The organism is Burkholderia arboris (genome assembly GCF_038723655.1).
GTDB lineage: Bacteria > Pseudomonadota > Gammaproteobacteria > Burkholderiales > Burkholderiaceae > Burkholderia > Burkholderia arboris.
This window is the reverse complement of the sequence record NZ_CP109821.1, coordinates 1,868,917-1,885,669: the sequence shown is the minus strand read 5'-3', so window position 1 is coordinate 1,885,669 and position 16,753 is coordinate 1,868,917. Positions and strand designations below refer to the sequence as shown.

Annotated in this window: 14 protein-coding genes; 4 read left to right on the top strand and 10 right to left on the bottom strand. The window is 71.1% G+C overall.

Translation table 11 applies throughout. The features are described 5' to 3' along the window. From OHZ10_RS08890 to OHZ10_RS08870, 5 genes are all read right to left on the bottom strand, one after another. Positions 1-1,329 (bottom strand): MFS transporter, encoded by a 1,329-nt coding sequence (locus OHZ10_RS08890; RefSeq protein WP_342702121.1) that lies wholly within the window; start codon positions 1,327-1,329, stop codon positions 1-3. Positions 1,330-1,485: 156 nt separating this feature from the next. Further along, entirely contained in the window at positions 1,486-2,541 is a 1,056-nt protein-coding gene (locus OHZ10_RS08885; protein ID WP_059234172.1) for a 3-keto-5-aminohexanoate cleavage protein, read from the bottom strand. 120 nt (positions 2,542-2,661) lie between these two features. Beyond that, positions 2,662-3,510 carry a TauD/TfdA dioxygenase family protein gene (locus tag OHZ10_RS08880; RefSeq protein WP_174991505.1) on the bottom strand — a complete coding sequence of 283 codons (849 nt, stop codon included), beginning with the start codon at positions 3,508-3,510 and terminating at the stop codon, positions 2,662-2,664. Between the two features lie 10 nt (positions 3,511-3,520). Next, complete coding sequence (locus tag OHZ10_RS08875) at positions 3,521-4,501, bottom strand: quinone oxidoreductase (protein WP_342702118.1); 981 nt, start codon at positions 4,499-4,501, stop codon at positions 3,521-3,523. A gap of 18 nt (positions 4,502-4,519) precedes the next feature. Then, complete coding sequence (locus OHZ10_RS08870; RefSeq protein WP_342702117.1) at positions 4,520-5,437, bottom strand: universal stress protein; 918 nt, start codon at positions 5,435-5,437, stop codon at positions 4,520-4,522. Between the two features lie 243 nt (positions 5,438-5,680). On the opposite strand from OHZ10_RS08870, the gene OHZ10_RS08865 reads away from it, so the two are divergent. From OHZ10_RS08865 to OHZ10_RS08855, 3 genes are all read left to right on the top strand, one after another. Beyond that, complete coding sequence (locus OHZ10_RS08865; RefSeq protein WP_342702115.1) at positions 5,681-8,374, top strand: LuxR C-terminal-related transcriptional regulator; 2,694 nt, start codon at positions 5,681-5,683, stop codon at positions 8,372-8,374. A gap of 230 nt (positions 8,375-8,604) precedes the next feature. Continuing rightward, a complete protein-coding gene (locus OHZ10_RS08860) occupies positions 8,605-9,729 on the top strand; it encodes a porin (RefSeq protein WP_342702113.1) in 1,125 nt (374 codons plus the stop codon). Between the two features lie 173 nt (positions 9,730-9,902). Beyond that, complete coding sequence (locus OHZ10_RS08855) at positions 9,903-10,607, top strand: glutathione S-transferase N-terminal domain-containing protein (RefSeq protein WP_059236757.1); 705 nt, start codon at positions 9,903-9,905, stop codon at positions 10,605-10,607. Positions 10,608-10,709: 102 nt separating this feature from the next. Here OHZ10_RS08855 and OHZ10_RS08850 read toward each other — a convergent pair whose 3' ends face one another. Next, the gene (locus tag OHZ10_RS08850; protein ID WP_342702110.1) at positions 10,710-11,225 is read right to left on the bottom strand and encodes a MarR family transcriptional regulator; all 516 of its coding nucleotides are present in this window, start codon (positions 11,223-11,225) and stop codon (positions 10,710-10,712) included. Positions 11,226-11,354: 129 nt separating this feature from the next. Between OHZ10_RS08850 and OHZ10_RS08845 the strand changes: the two genes are divergently transcribed. Then, positions 11,355-12,533 (top strand): MFS transporter, encoded by a 1,179-nt coding sequence (locus tag OHZ10_RS08845; protein WP_342702108.1) that lies wholly within the window; start codon positions 11,355-11,357, stop codon positions 12,531-12,533. A 300-nt stretch (positions 12,534-12,833) separates the two neighbouring features. Here OHZ10_RS08845 and cobM read toward each other — a convergent pair whose 3' ends face one another. The 4 genes from cobM to cbiE are packed head-to-tail and all read right to left on the bottom strand — an operon-like array spanning position 12,834 to position 16,693. Then, the gene (gene cobM, locus OHZ10_RS08840; RefSeq protein WP_174991500.1) at positions 12,834-13,562 is read right to left on the bottom strand and encodes a precorrin-4 C(11)-methyltransferase; all 729 of its coding nucleotides are present in this window, start codon (positions 13,560-13,562) and stop codon (positions 12,834-12,836) included. 43 nt (positions 13,563-13,605) lie between these two features. Then, positions 13,606-14,337, bottom strand: a complete 732-nt coding sequence (locus OHZ10_RS08835; RefSeq protein ID WP_342702106.1) for a cobalt-precorrin-6A reductase — start codon at positions 14,335-14,337, stop codon at positions 13,606-13,608. Continuing rightward, positions 14,334-15,422 carry a cobalt-precorrin-5B (C(1))-methyltransferase gene (locus tag OHZ10_RS08830; RefSeq protein ID WP_342702105.1) on the bottom strand — a complete coding sequence of 363 codons (1,089 nt, stop codon included), beginning with the start codon at positions 15,420-15,422 and terminating at the stop codon, positions 14,334-14,336. Before OHZ10_RS08830 ends, OHZ10_RS08835 begins: the two co-directional genes overlap by 4 nt. Continuing rightward, complete coding sequence (gene cbiE, locus OHZ10_RS08825; protein WP_342702104.1) at positions 15,422-16,693, bottom strand: precorrin-6y C5,15-methyltransferase (decarboxylating) subunit CbiE; 1,272 nt, start codon at positions 16,691-16,693, stop codon at positions 15,422-15,424. Before cbiE ends, OHZ10_RS08830 begins: the two co-directional genes overlap by 1 nt. Positions 16,694-16,753 lie beyond the last annotated feature (60 nt).

Here is a 16,753-nt window from a genome sequence, read left to right as displayed (position 1 = left end):
TCAGGAAAGTTGAGACGCGCGCCGTTCGCGTTCGACGCGCGCGAGATCGGCCGCGTAGCTCGTGCGTCCGATCGCGAACAGCACGGCGGCCGCGAGCGGCACGACGGGAATCCATTGCAGTGCGCCGACGAGGCCGGCGCGATCGGCGGCCCACCCCGTCAGCAGCGGGCCCGGCGCCATGCCGAGCAGGTTGTTCGCGAGCGTGAGCGTCGCGAACGCCGACGCATGGATCGCGGCCGGCGTCAGGTTCGCGACCATCGCGCCCGATGCGCCGGACGCGCCCGCGCCGACCAGCATGCCCGCGCAGATCAACGCGAGCTGCAGCGGCCCCGGCGGCAACCGGAACGCGATCGCGAGGCAAACACCGGTGAGCACGCAATAGGCGATCGCGGTCAGCCATTTGCGCGAGCCGTCGGTACACCCGACGCGGTCGGTGACGACGCCGCAGCCGACCATCCCGACGCCCGCGATCAGCACGAAGCCGGCTGCGAGCACGGCCGCACGGTCGGGCGCCATCGCGTAGTAGCGGTTCAGGTAGCTCGGCAGCCACGCGAACAGCGCGCCGGGCACGAACAGGTGCAGCCCGCTGCCGAGATACGCGCAGATCACCGAGCGCGACGCGAACAGCCCCGCCATCAGCGCGCGCACGCTGCCGCGCAGGCCGCGCGGCGCGTCGGCGTCGCGCCGGCACGGTTCGACGCGGCACGCGGCGAGCCGCCGCTCGGTCACCACGCAGCGATACGCGACGAGCAGCACGATGCCGAGCGCGGCCATCACGCCGAACGACCAGCGCCAGCCGAGATGCGCGCCGACCAGCCCGCCGAGCGCCATCCCGAACACCGAGCCGAACGCGCCGCCGGCCATGAACGCGCCGGTCAGCGTCGCGCGCAGCCGGGCCGGAAAGATGCTGAGGATCAGCGCGACGCCGACGCTGCCGTACGCGGCTTCGCCGAGCCCGACGAGGCCGCGCGCGACCAGCATTTCCGCGTAGTTGGTCGACAGCGCGCAGCCGAGCGTCGCGACGCTCCACAACGCGGCCATCAGCACGATGCTGCGCACGCGCCCGAAGCGGTCGGCGAGCACCGACAGCGGAAACGTCAGCAGGCCGACCAGCAGCGCAACGACGCCGGACAGCGAGCCGAGCTGCGTGTCCGACAGCGCCCACGCGTGCTTGAGCAGCGGAAACACCGCGTTGAGCACCTGCCGCGACATGTAGTCCGACAGCAGCAGCCCGACGGTCAGTCCGAACACGAGCCACGCATACGCGGGCGCGCGCCGCTCGGTGGCCGCCAGGTCCTGCAGCGACGGCTCGACGTGATGAATCAACATGCGTGTCTCCTCCGGCACCGGGGCGGCAATGCGCCGGCGCGGCTTGCGCGGCCCCGCTCCGTCCGGCGGAGCTTGCCTCGCGCGCCGCGCGAGGATGGGTGCCGCGCCACATCGATCGGCGGGCGGCGTTTGCGGGCCGCCCGGATGCGCTGCGCGTCAGGCCGCGCGCAGCGGCACGCTCAGCTGGCCCGGCCGGCGGTTCGGTGCCATGCCGAGCTGCGCGAGCGTTTCGTCGACGCCGTCGTACTGCACGCCGATCCGGTAGATCGCCTTCGCTTCCTTGCCGGTCGCGATGTCGCGGCCGAGTTCGCGCGCAATCCGCGCGCACTGCTCGACCTGCTGCACCGACGTCATCCGGTTGCCCTTCTGGTCGATGATCGTGTCCTCGATCCCGCAGCGCGGATGCAGGCCCAGCGCCATCGCGACCGTGTTGATCGGCAGCACGTTCTTCATCAGCGATTCGAGCGTGATGCACGCGCCGTCCGGGCAGCGCCGCACGAACTCCATGAAGTTGTACGGATTGGGGCCGTCGAAGCCGCCGCCGATGCCGACCCACGTGACGTTCAGCGGGCCGCGGTAGACGCCGCGCCGGATGATCCGTTCGAGCGTTTCGAGCGCATGCATGCCGGTCAGCTGGAAATGCGGCTGGATGCCGGCCGCCTGCAGCCGGCGCAGATGCTCGTCGACCCAGCCCGGGCCGGCCGGCACCGTCATCTCGCGGTACGCGTCCCACAGCGCGGCTTCGTTCAGCGACGTGCCGGCGATGTCCTTGCGGTTCATCAGCTCGGTGATGTTCATCTGCACGGTGTTGATCGCGACCGTCACCTGGTCGGGCTTCGGCGTCAGCTCGGCGAGCATGTGGCGCGTGTCGTCGGACAGCCATTTCGCTTCGGCGCCGTCGCCTTCCGGCGCGAACGAGATCGAGCCGCCGACCTGCAGGATCATGTCGGGCACCGCTTCACGCAGCCGGCCGAGCAGCTCGTTGAATTTCGACAGCCGCTTGCTGCCCTTGCCGTCGAGTTCGCGCACATGCAGGTGCAGCACGGTCGCGCCTGCGTTGTAGCAGTCGACGGCCTTCTGCACGTGCTCGTCCATCGTCACCGGAATGTCTTCCGGAAAATCGGCCGGCATCCATTCGGGGCCGTACGGCGCGACCGTGATGACCACCTTGTCCTGGTTTTCCGGGTGCAGCGAATCGTCGAGAAATTGCATGTCGTCCTCCAGTGGAAATCGTTGTATTTCGGGCGTACGGGCGTGCGTATCCCGCCGTGCCGGGCGGCGAGCCCGGCGCGTCGTATGTGGGATTGCGGATCGGTTAAGGTGCGGGCGCGCTCAGAACGGCACGTCGCCGACGATGCCCGCGCGCTCCATCCGGCGTACGCACGGCGGGTAGTCCATCACCGCGTAATGCTGCGTGCTGCGGTTGTCCCAGATCGCGACGCTGTTCTTCTTCCAGCGCCAGCGCACCTGGTATTCGGGGATCGTGGCCTGGCTGATCAGGTATTGCAGCAACTGGCCGGCGCCGGGGTTCGCGTCCTGGCCGAAGCGCACGCGGCCGGGCGTGTGGAAGTTCGTGAAATGCGTCGCGAACGCGTTCACGTACAGCACCTTCTCGCCGGTTTCCGGATGCGTGCGCACGACCGGATGCTCGGCATCCGGATACTGCGCCTTCAACGCGAGCCGCTTGTCGATCGGCATCGCCGCGCCGAAGCTCGCCTCGATGCTGTGGCGCGCGCGCAAGTCGGCGATCTGCTGCTTCACGTGGTCGGGCAGGTTCTCGTAAGCGAGCACCATGTTCGCCCACATCGTGTCGCCGCCAACCGGCGGACCCTCGATGCAGCGCAGCACACAGCCGAACGGCGGCGCCACGCGCCAGCTCGCATCGCTGTGCCACGCATTCTCGTAGCGGTCGTTCGGCTGGTCGGGCGACTTGTAGATCCGCACGAGCCCCGGGTGCTCGGGATCGCTGCCGGCGACCGGATGATCCTCGAGCTCGCCGAAGCGCCGTGCGAACGCAACGTGTTCGGCGCGCGTGATGTCCTGGTCACGCAGGAACAGCACGCGATGCCGCAGCAACTGCGCGCGGATTTCGGCGAACAGGCCGTCGTCGTGCACGGCGTCGGCGAGGCTCACATCCAGCAGTTCCGCGCCGAGCGCGCAGGTCAGGGGTTCGACTCGCATGCGCGTCTCCTCAGACGATGAACACCGACGAACCGGTCGTCTTGCGCGATTCGAGATCGCGGTGTGCCTGCGCGGCGTCCTGCAGCGCGTAGCGCTGGTTGATCCCGATCTTGATACGGCCGGCCGCGACGTGCGCGAACAGTTCGCCGGCCAGGTCGTTCTTTTCGGCCGGATCGGCGATGTAGTCGGCCAGCGCCGGGCGCGTCAGGTACAGCGAGCCCTTCATCGCGAGACGCTGCGGATCGAACGGCGGGATCGGGCCCGACGCGGTGCCGACGCACACCATCAGCCCGCGCCGCTTCAGCGAATCGAGCGAGCCTTCGAAGGTGTCCTTGCCGACGCTGTCGAACACGACGTCGACGCCTGCGCCGTTCGTCAGTTCGCGCACGCGTTTCGCGACGTCCTCGCGGCTGTAGTCGATCGCATGGTCGCAGCCGTGGGCGCGGGCGATCGCGGCCTTGTGCTCGCTCGACACGGTGCCGATGACCGTGAGCCCGAGCAGCTTCGCCCATTGCGACACGATCAGCCCGACGCCGCCGGCCGCCGCATGCAGCAGGATCGTGTCGCCCGGCGCAAACGCGTGGATGCGGCGCAGCAGATAGGCCGACGTGAGCCCGCGCATCGTCATCGCGGCGGCGGTCTCGCACGAAATGCCGGCCGGCAGCCGGACGAGCGGCGCGGCCGGGATCAACCGCTCGGTGCTGTACGCGCCAAGCGTGTTCAGGAAGCCCGTGTAAGTCACCCGATCGCCGACGGCGACGTTCGTCACGCCGGGGCCGACGGCCTCGACCACGCCGGCCGCCTCGACGCCGATGCCGGCGGGCAGCGGCACCGGATACAGGCCGCTGCGGAAATACGTGTCGGCGAAATTCAGGCCGACCGCTTCGTGCCGCAGGCGCACCTGGCCGGCGCCCGGATCGCCGACGTCGACTGCCTCCCAGCGCAGCACGTCGGGGCCGCCGGTTTCGTGGAATCGCACTGCATGTGCCATTTTGTTCTCCGTATGTTGTCAGTCCGATGCGCGTCGCGCATCGTCAGGTCCAGTCATGCCCGGCGGCGTCGCGGTTGCGCGGTCCACCGGCGGTTCGTCCAGTTCGTTCCAGTCCGCGTCGCCCAGGTAGCGCCGCGCGGCCGGGAAAATCACGCCTTCCATCCGCCCCATCTGCTCGAACGCGCCGTGCGCATAGCGAGCCAGCGCTGCGTCGAACGCGGCCGACGGCAGCCCGTCTGCGGCGATCCGGGCGAGCGCGCCGAGCGCTTGCGCGTCGCGCTGCCGCTGGCGGTCGAGTTCGTCCAGTTCGGCCGCGACGCACTCCGCGCGGACGCGCAATGCCGCGAAGAGCCGCGCTTCGGTGGCCGTGCGGAAACGCGCGTCCTGCAGCGCGGCGAGCGAGGCCAGTGCACCCGGTGCGTCGACCGCTTGCCGCTGCAGTTCGTTCGCCGTTGGCCCGGACCCCATCAGCGCCTGCAGCAGCACGCCGGCCATGCGATGCGCATCGAGACAACGCGCCATCACGCGCGCCTCGGCGGGCGTCCGGTGCGACGTGCACACCAGCACCGGCACGGCGCTCGTCGCGAGCAGATGCTGCCGTTGCGTGCATTGCGCCGCATCGGCATCCGGCGGCAGTGCCGCGACGCCAATCAGGTCGCAACCGAGCTCGCCGGCAAGCGCGCCGGGCGATGCGTCGCCGCTGGCCGGGTGGCCGGCCCCCGCGATCGCATGGGACAGGCCCTGCGCCCGCGCGGCGGCTTCCACTTTCGCACCGTGTTCCGGCAGCCGCGCTCCGGATAAACGCGAGTCCGGCGCGGCGGCGGGCAGGACGAACGTGACCCGCGCGCCGACCGCCCGCGCCAGTTCCAGTGCATGGCCGATCGCGTCGATGCCGCCGGGCACGCCGTCGACCGTCACGAGCAGATGGCGGTACATCGCGCCGCTCCGCTTATCCGGCGGTCGGCGCGCTGCGCCGTGTGCCGCTCGATACGATCTTCATGGGTGCCCTCCTCGCGGCGTTCGTCATGTATCGGAACCCATGCTATCGACGCGGCGCCGGTGCGGCCCCACTCGTCGCGGGGGGGATTGACGGGCGAATACGGTTCGGCCGATCCTTCCCCCCACGCCCACCCCGGACGCTGGCCCGCACGGCCCCGCCGGATTCCGACTGCTGCCCAGATGGCCCACCCACCCGATCGCGCCGACGCGCCCCCCACCGAACTGGTCCTGAAGACGACCGCGCCGCGCGTGCCGGCGCAGTTGCTCGCCCGCGCGCGGCTGAGCCTCGCCGCGCCGGCGTTCGACGGCCGGCCGGTCACGCTGGTACAGGCGCCGGCCGGGTACGGCAAGACGTCGCTGCTCGCGCAATGGCGCCGCGAAACCCTTGCGCTCGGCCGCGCGGTCGTGTGGCTGTCGGCCGACGAGCGCGACGACGCACCGCGGCTGCTGCAGGGGCTCGTGCAGGCCGTGCGCACCGGCTGCGCGCGGCCCGGCTTCGGGCGGCTGATCCCGGGCGGTGCGGCGCGCGCGCTGGACGGCCTGACCGCGTGGCTCGCGGAAGTCGCGCAACTGTCGATGGACGCGCTGCTGATCGTCGACGATGCCGAGCGGCTGCCGGGCGCCGGCCTCGACGCGCTGATCTACGTGCTGCACAACGCGCCGCAGAACCTGCATGTCGTCGTCGCCGCGCGGCGCGGGCTCGATCACGCGGCCGGCGATCTGCTCGCCGGCGGGCAATGCACGCTCGCGGGCCCCGACTGGCTGCGCTTCACGCTCGACGAGACGATCGCGCTGGTCGGTGCGCGCTTCGCGCAACGGGTGGACGCCGACGGGTGCGCGCGGTTGTTCGAACGCGTCGACGGCTGGCCGCTCGGGCTGCAGCTCGCGATGGCCGCGATGGCGCGCTCGGCCGATCCGCGCCAGGCGGTCGACGCGCTCGCCGCACGCATGGACGGCACGCGCGACCGGCTCGTCGAACTGCTGCTCGCGAACCAGTCGGCTGACGACACCGCGTTCCTGACACGCACGAGCGTCGCCGATCGCCTGCATCCGTCGTTGTGCGCGGCGCTGCTCGACGATGCGAACGCACCCGACCGGCTCGCACGGCTTGCGCGCGACACGCCGCTGTTCATTGCATCGGACGATTCGGACTGGTGCCGGCTGCATCCGCTCGTGCGCGACACGCTGCGCGACCGCCTGGCCACACGTTCCGACGTCGAGCGCAGCACGCTGCATGCGCGCGCGGCCGCATGGCTCGATGCGCACGGGATGAGCGAGGAAGCCGCGCGCCACGCGTACGCGGCCGGCCAGTTCGAGGCCGCGTACGCGCTCGCGCAGCGCTGCCTCGAGGATGCGATCAAGCAGGGCCGCATCAACGATGTGCTCGACTGGCTCGCGCTGCTGCCCGACGCGGAACTCGACAAGCGCCCGACGCTACGGATCGCGGTCGCATGGGCGCTGGCGCTCGGCGAGCGTCATGTCGAGGCGCAGCGCCAGATCGCGGGGATCCTCGCGGATGGCGGCACGCCGGCCGCGATGCGCTACGAATGCGCGCTGATCCTCAGCGCGGCCGCGTATTACGCCGACGAAATCGACCGCTTCGTCGAGCTGTTCGAGCCGTGGGCCGACTTCACGCCGCCGGCGGCGACATGGCTCGCGCAGATACACGCGAACCGGCTGTCGGCGCGCGCGATCATCGTCGGCGAACCCGCGCAGGCGCGCCGTTTCCAGCAGGCCGCACCGCGCGGCGAAACGGCGGCCGGGTTCGGCTATGTCGCCCGCTGGGGCGAGCTGATCGCGGGCCTGAGCTACCTGCGCGAAGGCCAGATCCGGCTCGCGGACGACGTGCTGTCGCCGGCGCTGGCGCGTGCGGAAGCCGATCTCGGGCGCCGCCATCCGCTGACCTGCATGTTCGCGGCGATGTGCGCGGCCATCGCGTACGAGGCCGATCGCGTCGACCAGGCGGCCGCGTTGCTCGCGAACCGGCTCGACGTGCTCGAACACGCGGGCACGCCCGATACCGTGCTGCTCGGCTATCGCACGGCCGCGCGCATCGCGCTGCTGCGCGGCGTCGAGCATCGCGCGATCGACCTGCTCGAAGCGCTCGACGCGATGGGTGTCGCGCGCCGGCTGCCGCGCCTGTCGGTCGCGAGCCTTGCCGAGCAGGTGCGCATTCACGCGGCGCGCTATCGCGAGGCCACCTGCCATGCGCTCGTCGAGCGGATCGACGCGATCGCCGCGGCGCAATTTCCGGCGCACGGGCCGTTGTGGCGGCGCCCCGTCGTGCTGCTGCAGGCGACCGCGCATGCGGGCGCGGCGCTCGCCGCGCGCCGCTGGGACGATGCGAGCGCGGCGCTCGACGAAGCGGCCGTGCTGGCCCGCGAAATGAGCATGGGGCGCGAGCGCATCGAGATCATGGCGCTCAGCGCGTTCGCGCTCGAACAGTCGGGGCATGGCGGCCGCACGCTGCTCGACGAGGCGATGAATCTCGCCGACATGTTCGGACTCACGCGCACGCTTGCCGACGCGCATCCGGCCGTCGCCGACTGGGCGCGCCGCGTCGGCGACGAGGCGCTCGCCGGCGACGGCCCCGCCCGGCACGCGCTGCCGCAGCCGCGGATCGTGCCGCCGGCCCCGCGCGGTGCGGCGAGCCCGCGCGCGGTGCCGAGCGTCGTGCTGACGCCGAAGGAGCGCGCGATCCTCGAGCTGCTCGCACGCAACCTGTCGAACAAGGAGATCGCGGTCGCGCTCGCCGTCGGCGAGGAAACCGTGAAATGGCACCTGAAGAACCTGTTCGGCAAGCTCGACGCGAGCTCGCGCAAGCATGCGGTGCGCCGCGCGCTGGTGCTCGGGCTGCTCGAAAGTGCGCCCTGAGATCGGCCTGAATCCCTTGCCCCTGGCCGCATAGCCGCCCGTCCCTCCCCGTTCGATTCTCCGCAACCCTGCCCCCCGTGCGTGGGGGGGAGCGGCTGCCCGCCGTTGCGTAGTCTTTCCGCACGGCTCGCACCGGCGCCGCTTGTCGCGCCTTCCCGCCTGCCTCGATGTTGCCCCGCTTTACCCGGACGGGCTCGATCCCGTCCGGCCCATGACAACCCGGAGACTTCATGAAGACGAAACTGGCCGCGCTCGCGGCGCTTGCCGGCTGTTCGGCCCTCGCGCACGCGCAATCCTCCGTCACGCTCTACGGCGTGATCGACTCGGGCCTGCTGTACCAGAGCACGTCGGCTGCGTCGTTCAGCCCGACCGCGCCGAATACGGGCAAGGTGTTCCGCATGAAGGACGGCGGCATCTATTCGAGCTTCTGGGGCATCCGCGGCAGCGAGGACATCGGCGGCGGCTACAAGGTCAACTTCAAGCTGCAGGGTTCGTTCGACAGCGGGACCGGCAAGCTGCAGCTGAGCGATACGCCGGGCGCCGTCGCGATCTTCAACCAGGTCGCGTCGCTCGGCGTGTCGGGCCCGTTCGGCTCGTTTACGGCCGGCCGCCAGATCGTGCCGATGATCTATGCGATGGCCGACACCGACGTGCGCAACGCGCAGTTCTTCGGCAGCGTGCTGACCGCATGGCTCGGCCTGAACACCGCCGCCGGCTGGCCGGGCACGAGCACCAACGGCGCGATCGGCGCGCTGTACGACAGCAATGCGCTCGTCTATCAGTCGCCGGCGTTCGCGGGCGCGACGATCGCACTCGAATACGCGCCGGGCGGCGTCGCCGGGCAGTTCCAGGGCGGCACGCGCGAGTCCGTCGTGCTCAGGTATGCGAACTACGGGCTGAACGCGTCGGCCGTCTATTACAACGGGCACGATACGAATCCGGCGCCGGGCGTCGCGCCGACCGGCGTCGACAACAATCGCTTTTTTTACGTCGGCGCGAAATACACGATCCACGACTTTTCGGTGTCGGCGTCGTACGGCAACGGCAGGAATCCGTCGCATGCGGACAAGGTGAACCTCGACATGCTGTCGGCCGGCGTCGGATACCGCTTCACGCCCGCGTTGCAGGTCACGTCCGCCGTGTACTACCTGAAGGATCGCAACCGCTCGGAGAACCGTTCGACGGCGGTTGTGCTCGCGGCCGACTACAGCCTGTCGAAGCGGACGATGGTCTATGCGCAGGTCGGCCGCGTGAACAACCGCGGCACGATGGACCAGATGCTCGTGTACGGGCAGCCGGTCGCGCCCGGCGTCGGCACGACGGCCGCGATGATCGGGCTGCGGCACAACTTCTGACGGCTTCGGGCGGGGTGGCGGCGGCCGGCCGAGGCCGGCGCCTGCATCGATTCCGGGGATCGGCTACAGTGGGCGTCTTTGGCGCGCGCCGGCCCGCCGCCGCGCCGCGGATCGTGCGCGAGCGCGGTGGCACGGACGGCGCGCGGATCCTTCACTTCGACGAGCGAACCTTCATGCCCGATCTGTCCGCCTTCCCGATTACGCACAAGTGGCCGGCCCAGCATCCCGACCGTCTCCAGCTGTACTCGCTGCCGACGCCGAACGGCGTCAAGGTGTCGATCATGCTCGAGGAAACCGGCCTGCCTTACGAGCCGCACCTCGTGCGCTTCGACACGAACGACCAGCTGTCGCCCGAATTCCTGTCGCTGAACCCGAACAACAAGATCCCGGCGATCATCGACCCGAACGGCCCCGACGGCAAGCCGCTGCCGCTGTTCGAATCGGGCGCGATCCTGATCTATCTCGCGGACAAGACGGGCCAGCTGATCCCGAAGGATCTCGCCGGCCGCTACGAGACGATCCAGTGGGTGATGTTCCAGATGGGCGGCATCGGGCCGATGTTCGGCCAGCTCGGCTTCTTCCACAAGTTCGCCGGCCGCGACTTCGAAGACAAGCGTCCGCGCGACCGCTACGTCGACGAGTCGAAGCGCCTGCTCGCCGTGCTCGACGCGCATCTCGCGAACCGTCAGTGGGTGATGGGCGATACCTACACGATCGCCGACATCGCGATCTTCCCGTGGGTGCGCAACCTCGTCGGTTTCTACGAAGCGGGCGACCTGGTCGGCTTCAGCGAATTCCGGCACGTCGCACGCGCGCTCGACGCGTTCGTCGCGCGCCCGGCCGTCGCACGCGGGCTCAACATTCCGGCACGCGGTTAAGCGACCGGGCAGCCGCGCGGGCGCGCCGTGTGCGGCCCGCGCGCTGCGCGAGCCCGCCGCATTGCACGGCGGGCGTTTTTTTGCCCGCGCGACGCGTCCGCGTCACGCCTCCGGCGGCGCTTCCGGCACAGGACTTTCCAGCCCCGTCAGCAGCTTGCCCAGCAATTGCGACAACTGGGCCTGTTCCGCGTCCGACAGCGCGGCCAGCAGCGCGCGCTGGTTGTCGAGGTGCGCGACGACCGCGTCGTCGATCAGCGCGCGGCCGGTGTCCGTCAGCGCGACGAGCGTGCCGCGCCCGTCGGCCGGGTTCGGCCGCCGCTCGACCCAGCCGGCCTTCTGCAGCCGGTCGATGCGCGCGGTCATCCCGCCCGACGACATCATCAGCGCGTCGTACAACGCCGTCGGCGTCAGCGCGAACGGCGCCCCGCCGCGCCGCAGCGTCGCGAGCACGTCGAATTCGCCCGGCTGCATCCCGTAGCGCGCAAACAGCGGATTGAGACGGTCGCGCGCGATCACGAGCGCGGCTTCCTGCAGCCGCCCCATCACCACCATCGACGACGCGTCCAGATCCGGACGCTCGGCGCGCCATTGCGCGAGCGCATGCGCGGCTCGATCCATTAACCCTCCTCGGCTCACCAGTTATCTTGACGTCGAGATAAATCAGCATTTATCTTGATGTCGAGATACTTTACCTGAAAACGCACGGCGCCTCGTTGGCAGCCGTCACCGATATCGAGGGCCTCGCCGATGAATCGCTTCACTTCCCCCGGATGGCGGCTTGCCGCCATCGTGCTCGTCGGGCTGAACCTGCGGCCCGCGCTGGCCGCGGTTGGCCCGCTGCTCGACATGATCCAGCGCGCGACCGGTATCGGCGACGGCACGGCCAGCCTGCTGACGACGATCCCGATCCTGCTGATGGGGCTCGGCGCACTGGGCGCGCGGCGCCTGCAGCGCGTTACCGGCATCGCGGGCGGCGTCTGGCTGGGTGTCGCGCTGATCGGGCTGGCCTGCGTGTCGCGGATCGGCGCGCAGCACGCGTGGCTGCTGCTCGCGAGCGCCTGCTGCGCGGGCGTCGGGATCGCGATGGTGCAGGCGCTGCTGCCCGGCTTCGTGAAGGCGCATTTCGCGACGCGCATCGGCGGCGCGATGGGCGTCTATTCGACGTCGATCATGGGCGGTGCAGTGCTCGCAAGCGTCGTCGCGCCGTTCGCTGCAGCGCGCTGGGGCTGGCTCGCCGCACTCGCGGGCTGGGCGCTGCCGGCCGTGGTGGCCGCGCTCGCGTGGCCGCTTGCCAGCCGCGGCGGCGACGGCTTTGCCGCCGCGCCGGCCTCGACGTCGAATGCGCAGCCGTCGCGCTCGCCGCGCGCATGGCGGCTCGCGCTGTTCTTCGGGATCGCGACGGGCGCCTACACGCTCGTGCTCGCCTGGCTGCCGCCGTACTACATGCGGCTCGGCTGGTCGCCGACGGCGGCCGGCAGCCTGCTCGGCGGCGTGACGCTCGCGGAAGTCGTCGCGGGGTTGACGATCTCGGCGACGATCGACCGCCTGCCCGATCGCCGGCCTGCGCTGCATGCGGCGATCGTGTCGCTGTTGGCCGGGTTGCTGGTGATGCTGGCCGCGCCCGAAGCGCTCGCGCTGCCGGCCGCGCTGCTGCTCGGCGCGGGAATCGGCGCGCTGTTTCCGCTGTCGCTGATCGTCACGGTCGACCATGCGGCGACGCCGGCCGATGCCGCATCGTTGACGGGGTTCGTGCAGGGTCTCGGCTATTTGATCGCCGGATCGTTCCCGTTCGCGGCCGGTATCGTGCGCCAGCATCTCGCGGATTTGACGCCTGCGTGGATCGCGATGGCGTGCCTGTGTGTCGTGCTGTTCGCGCTGGCGGCCGGGTTTGCGCCGCGGTTGGCGCGGCAGGTTGCGCGCGCCTAGGCGACTGCCCTCGCGTTAGCCGTCAGCCGCCCGCTTCCCGCTCCGCGACGAACCGTCGGCAGGCCCGCCCGGACGGACGCCGCCGCAAGTCGCACGCATCTTCGTCGCACCGCCGGCACCCGCGGATCGCCTGTTGCAGGTTCCCCGTCGTCCGCATTGCCGCGTCGATCCCGATCCTCGGCGAGACGGCATCGCCGGTCCGTTTCGTCGGCGGCGCGATCACGATCGGCGCCGCGCTCGACACACGTCTGCGTGACCGGCACGGCACGCCGCGCCGCGCCGGTCACGGCGCGCGCGTAATCAGCCGGCGCTCGCGTACAGCGTCGAATCCGCGAACCCTTCGGCATCGAGCACGCGTCCGATCAGGATCAGCGCGGTGCGCTCGATCTGCGTGCCCTGCACCCTGGCGACGATGTCCGCCAGCGTGCCGGTCACGCGCGCCTCGTCGGGCCAGCTCGCGCGATAGATCACCGCGACCGGGCAATCCGCGCCGTAATGCGGCAACACTTCGTCGACGATGCGCGCGAGATGACGCACGCCGAGATGGATGGCGAGCGTCGCGCGGTGTGCGGCGAGCGAGCCGAGCGCCTCGCCTTCCGGCATCGTCGTCTTGCCCGCGAAGCGCGTGAGGATCACCGTCTGCGCGACCCCGGGCAGCGTCAGCTCGACGCCGAGCGTCGCCGCGCAGGCGGCCGTGGCCGTCACGCCCGGCACGATTTCATACGGAATCCCGAGCGCCTTCAGCCGGCGGATCTGCTCGCCGATCGCGCCGTACAGCGATGGGTCGCCCGAATGCACGCGCGCCACGTCCTGCCCTTTCGCATGTGCGGCCGCGAGCAGCGCGACGATTGCGTCGAGGTCGAGTTCGGCCGTGTTGACGACCTGCTCCGCGCAATGACCGTCGAGCACGGCCGCCGGCACCAGCGAGCCCGCATACAGGATCACCGGGCACGTGCGCACGAGGCGCTGGCCCTTCACCGTGATCAGCTCCGGGTCGCCGGGCCCCGCGCCGATGAAATACACCGTCATCGAAAATTCTCCGTCAATTCGTTGGATGATCCGCTGCGCCGCGTCATGCGCGCGCGGCCGGATCGAGTGCGTCGAGCAATGTCGCGGCCGAGTCGAATGCGCGGTCGGCGTCGGGCAGCGGCGGCCGGCGCAGCATCACGACCGGCAGCCTGCGCTCGCGCGCGACGTCGAGCTTGGCCTCGGTGGCCGCACCGCCGCTGTTCTTGCTGACGACGACGTCGATGCCCGCCAGCGCGAACAGCGCCCGTTCGCCGTCGGGCGTGAACGGCCCGCGTGCGGCGAGGATCTGCGCATGCGCGTTGCCGGGATGCGCGTCGAGGCAGCGCACGAGCCAGAACTGATGCGGCGGGATCGCATCGAGATGCGCGAGCGGTTCGCGGCCGAGCGTGAACAGCGGCCGCCTGAACGGTGCGAGCGCAGCTTCGATGCCGGCCCAGTCGTCGACCATCCGCCAGTCGTCACCCGGTTGCGGCATCCAGGGCGCGCGTCGCAACGCCCAGAGCGGCACACCGGCGTCGCGGGTCGCGGCAGCGGCGTTCGCGCTGATCTGCGCGGCATACGGATGCGTTGCATCGATCACGAGGCCGATGCCGGCGTCGCGAAGATACGCGGCCAAGCCGGCGGCCCCGCCGAAACCGCCGACGCGCACGGCGCAGCGCAGGTCGTCGGGGGTCTTGCCGAGACCGGCCAGGCTATAGACGTGATGCGGGCCGAGCGCGCGCGCGATTTTCAGCGCGTCGCCGGTGCCGCCGAGCAGCAGGATCCGCGCGCTCATCGCGCCTCCCCGACGAAGCGCCCCTGACGGTCGATCGCGAACATCTCGACGGCGACCGACGGCGGCACGATATCGCGTGCGACGCGCAACGCCTGTGCGCAGACGAGATCGCCGAGCGGCACGCCGTCGGCCTGTGCAAGCTTCAGCGCTTCCTGGCTCGTGTTCGCGGCGCGCATCGCGGCCTGCAGCGCATCGCTCGCGCCGGCGTCGGCCGCCCATTGTGCGAGCAGCGGCAGGTCGATGCTCGAATGGCGGCTGTGCAGGTCGAGGTGACCGGCCGCGAGCTTGCTGAGCTTGCCGAACCCGCCGCACATCGACAGGCGCGCAACCGGCGCGCGCCGCAGGTGCTTGAGCACCGCGCCCGCGAAATCGCCCATCTCGATCAGCGCCATGTCGGGCAGGTGGTAGTGCGCACGCATCGCGTCCTCGCTCGCGTTGCCCGTGCACGCGGCGATATGCGCGATGCCGTTTGCGCGTGCGACATCGATGCCCTGGTGAATCGACGCGATATAGGCGGAACACGAGAACGGCCGCACGATGCCGGTCGTGCCGAGGATCGACAGCCCGCCGACGATGCCCAGACGCGGATTCATCGTCTTCAGTGCCAGTGCCTCGCCGCCTTCGACGCCGATCGTCACGTCGAAGCCGCCCGCGTAGCCCTGTTCTGCCGCGAGCGCTTCCAGGTGGGTCGTCATCATCTGACGCGGCACCGGGTTGATCGCCGGTTCGCCGACGGGCAGCGTCAGCCCCGCGCGGGTGACCGTGCCGACGCCCGGCCCCGCATGAAAGCGCACGCCGGGCGCCGCCGCGAGCGCGACGCGCGCGAAGATCAGCGCGCCGTGCGTGACGTCCGGATCGTCGCCGGCATCCTTGATCGTGCCGGCTTCGGCGCCGTCGGCCGTGGTGCGGCAGAACTCGAGCCGCATCATCACGCGTTGCCCCTTCGGCAGCACGATCTCGACCGCGTCGTCCGCCTGGCCCGCGAGCAGCAGCCGCGCGGCGGCGAGCGACGTCGCGGTCGCGCAGCTGCCGGTCGTATAGCCGAAGCGCAGCGGCGCGGGCTGTTCGGGGGTTTCGTCGCGCATCACGCGTCCGTTGCGTTCGCCGGATTCGACGCGCTGGCCGTGGCGATCGCATCGGCCCTGTCGTCCGTGTCGGGCTTGCGCACGTCATATAGCGTGACCGGCAGCGGCTGGCGCCACGTGTCGAAGCGGCCGAGCGGCTCCGCATGCGCGAGCGACACGCGCGTGAGCGTGCCGCCGTGCGCGTCGCGCCACGCGGCGAGCGCCATCTCGCCCTGCAGCGTGACCGCGTTCGCGACCAGCCGGCCGCCGGGTTTCAGCGACGACCAGCACGCGTCGAGCACGCCGGGCGCCGTCGCACCGCCGCCGATGAAGATCGCGTCGGGCGTGGCGAGCCCCGCAAGCGCATCGGGTGCGCGGCCCGCGACGAGTTGCAGGCCCGGCACGCCGAGCGCATCACGGTTGTGTTCGATGAAACGCTGCCGTTCCGCATGCGCCTCGATCGCGATTGCCTGGCAGGATGGATGCGCGCGCATCCATTCGATGCCGATCGAGCCGCTGCCCGCGCCGACGTCCCACAGCAGCTCGCCGTGCGCGGGCGCGAGGCGGCCGAGCGTCATCGCGCGCAGGTCGCGCTTGGTGAGCTGGCCGTCGTGGCGGTATGCATCGTCGGGCAGGCCGGGCGTGAGCGCGCGGCGCGGCGCGTCGGGGCCGGCCTGGCAGTCGAGCGCGACGAGGTTGAGCGCGGCCGTTTCGGCGACGGTCCAGTCCTGCGCGAGGCCGTCGAGACGCCGTTCGAGCGGGCCGCCCAGATGTTCGAACACGCTGATGCGCGTCGGCCCGAAGCCGCGTGCGGCGAGCTCGGCCGCGACGGCGGCCGGCGTGCGGCCGTCGGCGCTCAGTACGAACAGGCGCCGCCCCGGCAGCAGGTGCTGCGCGAGCGTCGCGAGCGGACGCCCGACAAGCGAGACCGCGCCGACGTCCTGCAGCGCCCAGCCCAGGCGCGCGGCCGCGAGCGACAGCGACGACGGCGCGGGCAGCACGCGCCATTCGTCGGGGGAAAGCTGGCGCGCGAGCGTCGCGCCCACGCCGAACAGCATCGGGTCGCCGCTCGCGAGCACGCATACGGGCGAGCCGCGCCGCGCGAGCACGCCCGCGAGATCGAACGGCGACGGCCACGCTTCGCGTTCGGCACGCAGCCGTGCCGGCAGCATGTCGAGATGCCGTTTCGCACCGACCACGCGCATCGCGTCGAGCAGCGCGCGTCGTGCGCTGCGCCCGAGCCCCGCGTAACCGTCGTCGCCGATGCCCACTACCGTCAGCCACGCCGTCATGCACCCTTCCCCATCGTTCGATTTCCTGCCATGTGTTGCGATGCGCAGCCGCCGTGCCGC

Excerpts from the sequence above, each read along its gene's own strand:
- OHZ10_RS08890 (WP_342702121.1), bottom strand. The coding sequence starts at position 1,329 with ATGTTGATTCATCACGTCGAGCCGTCGCTGCAGGACCTGGCGGCCACC.
- OHZ10_RS08885 (WP_059234172.1), bottom strand. The coding sequence starts at position 2,541 with ATGCAATTTCTCGACGATTCGCTGCACCCGGAAAACCAGGACAAGGTG.
- OHZ10_RS08880 (WP_174991505.1), bottom strand. The coding sequence starts at position 3,510 with ATGCGAGTCGAACCCCTGACCTGCGCGCTCGGCGCGGAACTGCTGGAT.
- OHZ10_RS08875 (WP_342702118.1), bottom strand. The coding sequence starts at position 4,501 with ATGGCACATGCAGTGCGATTCCACGAAACCGGCGGCCCCGACGTGCTG.
- OHZ10_RS08870 (WP_342702117.1), bottom strand. The coding sequence starts at position 5,437 with ATGTACCGCCATCTGCTCGTGACGGTCGACGGCGTGCCCGGCGGCATC.
- OHZ10_RS08865 (WP_342702115.1), top strand. The coding sequence starts at position 5,681 with ATGGCCCACCCACCCGATCGCGCCGACGCGCCCCCCACCGAACTGGTC.
- OHZ10_RS08860 (WP_342702113.1), top strand. The coding sequence starts at position 8,605 with ATGAAGACGAAACTGGCCGCGCTCGCGGCGCTTGCCGGCTGTTCGGCC.
- OHZ10_RS08855 (WP_059236757.1), top strand. The coding sequence starts at position 9,903 with ATGCCCGATCTGTCCGCCTTCCCGATTACGCACAAGTGGCCGGCCCAG.
- OHZ10_RS08850 (WP_342702110.1), bottom strand. The coding sequence starts at position 11,225 with ATGGATCGAGCCGCGCATGCGCTCGCGCAATGGCGCGCCGAGCGTCCG.
- OHZ10_RS08845 (WP_342702108.1), top strand. The coding sequence starts at position 11,355 with ATGAATCGCTTCACTTCCCCCGGATGGCGGCTTGCCGCCATCGTGCTC.
- cobM (WP_174991500.1), bottom strand. The coding sequence starts at position 13,562 with ATGACGGTGTATTTCATCGGCGCGGGGCCCGGCGACCCGGAGCTGATC.
- OHZ10_RS08835 (WP_342702106.1), bottom strand. The coding sequence starts at position 14,337 with ATGAGCGCGCGGATCCTGCTGCTCGGCGGCACCGGCGACGCGCTGAAA.
- OHZ10_RS08830 (WP_342702105.1), bottom strand. The coding sequence starts at position 15,422 with ATGCGCGACGAAACCCCCGAACAGCCCGCGCCGCTGCGCTTCGGCTAT.
- cbiE (WP_342702104.1), bottom strand. The coding sequence starts at position 16,693 with ATGACGGCGTGGCTGACGGTAGTGGGCATCGGCGACGACGGTTACGCG.